The organism is Methylobacterium sp. (assembly GCF_019750675.1).
In the GTDB taxonomy this organism is placed as follows: domain Bacteria; phylum Pseudomonadota; class Alphaproteobacteria; order Rhizobiales; family Beijerinckiaceae; genus Methylobacterium.
Genome location: NZ_JAIEOF010000210.1, coordinates 1 through 4,355, shown reverse-complemented (window position 1 = coordinate 4,355; position 4,355 = coordinate 1). Strand labels below are relative to the sequence as shown.

Genomic DNA, 4,355 nt, shown 5'->3' with positions numbered 1-4,355 from the left:
GGGAGCCCAATGACCCATCCTTTTTCGTCTCCGCGTTTCCTCCGCACGCTGCGTCGAGACCGGTGGGGAGGGGCCTTGCTCCCCCCTTGCCGGTCGCCGCGATGCAGCGCTAGAACACGATCCCTGACAGTGACCGGCCCTGCGTTTCCTCAAAGGACGCGAGACGTGCCAAAGGCTTGGTGCAAATCGGCCGGGAGTGTGGGACAAGGTTCGCCCGCCGCCGTCATCGGGTGGGTGCCGGACCGCCAGTCCGGACAGAATCAGCCGGCCGAGCCGGCGCGCGAGGGAGCGTAACCAGCGCATGGCCGCGGATGCCGAACTTCTGATCGATCGTCGGCGCCTGCGCCGCAAGCTCTCCCTCTGGCGCGTCCTGGGCATCGGCGGCCTCGTAGTGGCCGTGGGCGCGGTCGGCCTGCGGGTCCGCAGCGGCGGCGAGGCCCTCACCCTCGGCAGCGTGCGCCCGCAGATCGCCCGGATCTCGGTGGGCGGCTTCATCGCCGGCAGCGAATCCACCACCAAGCTGATCGAGCGGGTCCGCGACGCGGATTCCGTGCGCGGGGTCGTCGTCTCGATCTCGTCGCCCGGCGGCACCACCACGGGCTCCGAGGAACTCTACCGCAACCTGCGCGCACTCGCCGAGAAGAAGCCCATGGTGGCCTTCGTCGACGGCACCGCCGCGTCCGGCGCCTACATCGCGGCGATCGCCGCCGACCACATCGTGGCGCGCGAGACCGCGCTCGTCGGTTCGATCGGCGTCCTGTTCCAGTATCCGGACCTGTCGGGCCTCCTCGACAAGGTCGGGGTCAAGGTCGAGTCCGTGAAGTCGGCGCCCCTCAAGGCCGAGCCGTCGGGCTTCACGCCCACCTCGCCCGAGGCGCGCGCGGCGCTGGCGGCCGTCGTCGGCGACACCTACGCCTGGTTCAAGGGCCTCGTGGCCGACCGGCGCAAGATGACCGACAAGGAGCTCGCCACGGTCTCGGACGGGCGCGTGTTCAGCGGGCGCCAGAGCGTCCCCCTGAAGCTCGTGGACGACCTCGGCGGCGAGCGGCAGGCCATCGCGTGGCTCGAGAAGGAGCGCGGCGTGACCAAGGATCTGCCGGTGCTGGACTGGAAGCCCACGGCCAAGAGCGATTTCCGCCTGTGGTCGGCCCTCGGGCTCGGGGCCGATCTGGTCGGCCTCGATGGTCTCGCCACCCGCCTGCGCCAGGTCGGCGACGAGACGGCGGGCCTCGCTCAGGGCGGCCTCCTCGTGCTCTGGCGCCCCGGCCCCGCGGATGCCACCCGCTGAGGACGCCGGCCCAACACCCTCGTGCATGACTTCGTGAAGGCCGCCGCATGATCAAGTCGGAGCTCGTGCTCAAGATCGCCGAGCAGAACCCGCACCTCTACCAGCGCGACGTCGAGACTCTCGTGAACGCGATCCTCGACACCATCGCGGATGCCCTCGCCCGGGGCGACCGGGTCGAACTGCGCGGTTTCGGCGCGTTCTCGGTCAAGCGCCGCGATGCGCGACGCGGGCGCAACCCGCGCACGGGTGCGGCCGTTGCCGTTTCCGAGAAGGCGATCCCCGTGTTCAAGACGGGCAAGGAGATGCGCCTGCGCCTCAACGAGGCGGGCATCGGCGACGCGGGCGCATCTGCTTCCTGATCGGCCGCCGCCTCGTTCCCTACCGTCGGAGTTCCACGCGATGATCCGCTTCCTCAAAGGTTTGGTGCTGCTTCCCGTGGCGATCCTGGTGGTCGCCTTTGCGGTGGCCAACCGCGACGCGGTGCGGGTGTCGTTCGATCCCCTCTCGCCTGACATGCCGGTCTTCAGCGCCACTCTGCCGCTCTACCTCCTGATGTTCATCGCGGTGGCATTGGGGGTCCTCCTCGGTGGCTGTGGTGCCTGGCTCGGTCAGGCGAGCACCCGCCGCACCAGCGCCGAGCGCCGTCGCGAGATCCGCCGCCTGGAGGGCGAGACCGCCCGCCTGAAAACCTACGCCCCGCCGCCGGCCAACGAGGGCCCGAACGGCATCTACCGCAACGCCTCCGACCGCGTCGCCCTCCCGGCGCCGCGCTGACGGCGACCGCCTCGAAACCCCGTCCGCGTATGTCCGCCATCGCGATCAAGATCTGCGGGCTCAGCACGCCTGAGACCCTCGAGGCCGCCCTGGACGCCGGCGCCGACCTCGTCGGCTTCGTGCATTTCCCGAAGAGCCCCCGCCACATGAGCCTGGAGGTCGGCCGCGCGCTGTCGGCGCAGGCGCGGGGCCGAGCCGAGCGGGTGCTGCTTCTCGTCGACCCGGACGACGCCCTGGTGGCCGCCGCCGCCGCAGCCCTGGACCCCGAATGGATCCAGCTCCACGGCCACGAGACCCCCGAGCGCGTGGCGGCCATCCGCACGGCGACCGGCCGCCGGGTGATGAAGGCCATCGGCATCGCCACCGCGGCGGACCTCGCCTCCGTGGCCGCCCACGCGGGTGCGGCCGACCGCATCCTCCTCGACGCCAAGGCGCCCCCGGAGGCGGCCCTGCCCGGCGGCAACGGCCATAGCTTCGACTGGGAACTCCTCGACGGCGCCCGCCTCCCGGCGGATTACATGCTTTCGGGCGGGCTCACCCCCGACACCGTCGCGGCGGCGCTGGCCCGCACCGGCGCCCGGGCGGTGGACGTTTCCTCGGGCGTGGAGGTCCGGCCGGGCGAGAAATCGCCGGAGCGGATCGCGGCCTTCATCGCCGCCGCGCGCGGCTGACGGGGCCAGGCGTCCGCGGCGCCCACCCCTTGCTTTCGGCCCGGAAAGCGCCCTGAATCCGCGATCCGGCGCGTTGGCCGCATTGTCGCCGCACCCCACGCGGGTCTAGGCGTGTCGCCAAACGCGAAATCCGATTCCCGCGTGCGCATCGCTCAACCGTGCGCACCCGATTCCGAGGACCAAGCCCGTGACCATCGCCCCCCCTCCGAACTCGTTCCGCAACGGCCCGGACGAGCGCGGCCGCTTCGGCATTTTCGGTGGCCGCTTCGTGGCCGAGACTCTGATGCCGCTGATCCTCGACCTGGAAGCGGCCTACACCGCCGCCAAGGCCGACCCGGCCTTCCAGGCGGAGATGAACAGCCACCTGACCCACTATGTGGGCCGGCCGAGCCCGCTCTACTACGCCGAGCGCATGACGGAGCACCTGCGTGCGCAGGCCGCCCCCGGCAACGGCGCGAAGATCTACTTCAAGCGGGACGAGCTGAACCATACCGGCTCGCACAAGGTGAACAATGTGCTCGGCCAGATCATGCTGGCCCGCCGTATGGGCAAGCCCCGCATTATCGCCGAGACCGGCGCCGGCCAGCACGGCGTCGCCACCGCCACCCTCTGCGCCCGCTTCGGCCTGAAATGCGTGGTCTACATGGGCGCCGTCGACGTGGCGCGCCAGGCGCCCAACGTGTTCCGCATGAAGATGCTCGGCGCCGAGGTGGTGCCGGTGCAGTCCGGGACCAGGACCCTCAAGGATGCGATGAACGAGGCCCTGCGCGACTGGGTCACCAACGTGGCCGACACCTTCTACTGCATCGGAACGGTGGCGGGCCCGCATCCCTACCCGGCGATGGTGCGCGACTTCCAGTCGATCATCGGCCGCGAGGCGAAGCAGCAGATGCTGGAGATGGAGGGCCGACTGCCGGATTCCCTCGTCGCCTGCATCGGCGGCGGCTCCAACGCCATGGGCCTGTTCCATCCCTTCCTCGACGATCCCGAGGTGGCGATGTACGGCGTCGAGGCGGCGGGCCACGGCATCTCCAGCGGCCTGCACGCGGCCTCGCTGTCGGGCGGCAAGCCAGGCGTGCTGCATGGCAACCGCACCTACCTGCTGCAGGATGCCGACGGCCAGATCGCGGACGCGCACTCGATCTCGGCCGGCCTCGACTATCCGGGCATCGGCCCCGAGCACGCCTGGCTGCACGAGGCCGGCCGCGTCACCTACCTCTCGGCGACGGATCAGGAAGCCCTCGACGCCTTCAAGCTGTGCTCGATGCTGGAGGGCATCATCCCGGCCCTCGAGCCGGCCCACGCCCTCGCCAAGGTGCGGGAACTGGCGCCGCAGAAGCCCCAGGATCATCTCCTCGTCGTCAATCTGTGCGGTCGCGGCGACAAGGACATCCCCCAGGTCGCCGAGATCCTGGGGACCCAACTCTGAGCCCGGCGCGGGACCGGTCATTTTCCCGGTCCCAACCCCGTTGACACCCCACCGCGCGTTTCCCTATACCGCCGATCTCATCGCGGCCACGATCTTCGGCGGCCGCGGTTTGGCGGGGTAGCTCAGCTGGTTAGAGCAGAGGAATCATAATCCTTGTGTCGGGAGTTCAAATCTCTCCCTCGCTACCAAGTTT

At 70.4% G+C, this 4,355-nt stretch carries 5 protein-coding genes and 1 tRNA gene; all 6 read left to right on the top strand.

Annotated elements, in window-relative coordinates:
• Positions 1 to 301 precede the first annotated feature (301 nt).
• The 6 genes from sppA to K2X24_RS11470 all read left to right on the top strand — a co-directional run bounded on the left by sppA (position 302) and on the right by K2X24_RS11470 (position 4,350).
• A complete protein-coding gene (sppA, locus tag K2X24_RS11495; protein ID WP_292498024.1) occupies positions 302 to 1,288 on the top strand; it encodes a signal peptide peptidase SppA in 987 nt (328 codons plus the stop codon).
• A gap of 47 nt (positions 1,289 to 1,335) precedes the next feature.
• Positions 1,336 to 1,647, top strand: a complete 312-nt coding sequence (gene ihfB / locus K2X24_RS11490) for an integration host factor subunit beta (RefSeq protein WP_238277152.1) — start codon at positions 1,336 to 1,338, stop codon at positions 1,645 to 1,647.
• 40 nt (positions 1,648 to 1,687) lie between these two features.
• Entirely contained in the window at positions 1,688 to 2,062 is a 375-nt protein-coding gene (locus tag K2X24_RS11485; protein WP_238277150.1) for a LapA family protein, read from the top strand.
• 29 nt (positions 2,063 to 2,091) lie between these two features.
• Positions 2,092 to 2,733 carry a phosphoribosylanthranilate isomerase gene (locus K2X24_RS11480; RefSeq protein ID WP_292498020.1) on the top strand — a complete coding sequence of 214 codons (642 nt, stop codon included), beginning with the start codon at positions 2,092 to 2,094 and terminating at the stop codon, positions 2,731 to 2,733.
• Positions 2,734 to 2,920: 187 nt separating this feature from the next.
• On the top strand, positions 2,921 to 4,162 hold the full coding sequence (gene trpB / locus K2X24_RS11475) for a tryptophan synthase subunit beta (protein WP_292498017.1): 1,242 nt from the start codon (positions 2,921 to 2,923) through the stop codon (positions 4,160 to 4,162).
• A gap of 111 nt (positions 4,163 to 4,273) precedes the next feature.
• Positions 4,274 to 4,350: transfer RNA gene (locus K2X24_RS11470), tRNA-Met, on the top strand.
• The last annotated feature ends 5 nt before the right edge of the window (positions 4,351 to 4,355 follow it).

Coding starts and splice junctions, on each gene's coding strand:
- sppA (WP_292498024.1), top strand. CDS start 302: ATGGCCGCGGATGCCGAACTTCTGATCGATCGTCGGCGCCTGCGCCGC.
- ihfB (WP_238277152.1), top strand. CDS start 1,336: ATGATCAAGTCGGAGCTCGTGCTCAAGATCGCCGAGCAGAACCCGCAC.
- K2X24_RS11485 (WP_238277150.1), top strand. CDS start 1,688: ATGATCCGCTTCCTCAAAGGTTTGGTGCTGCTTCCCGTGGCGATCCTG.
- K2X24_RS11480 (WP_292498020.1), top strand. CDS start 2,092: ATGTCCGCCATCGCGATCAAGATCTGCGGGCTCAGCACGCCTGAGACC.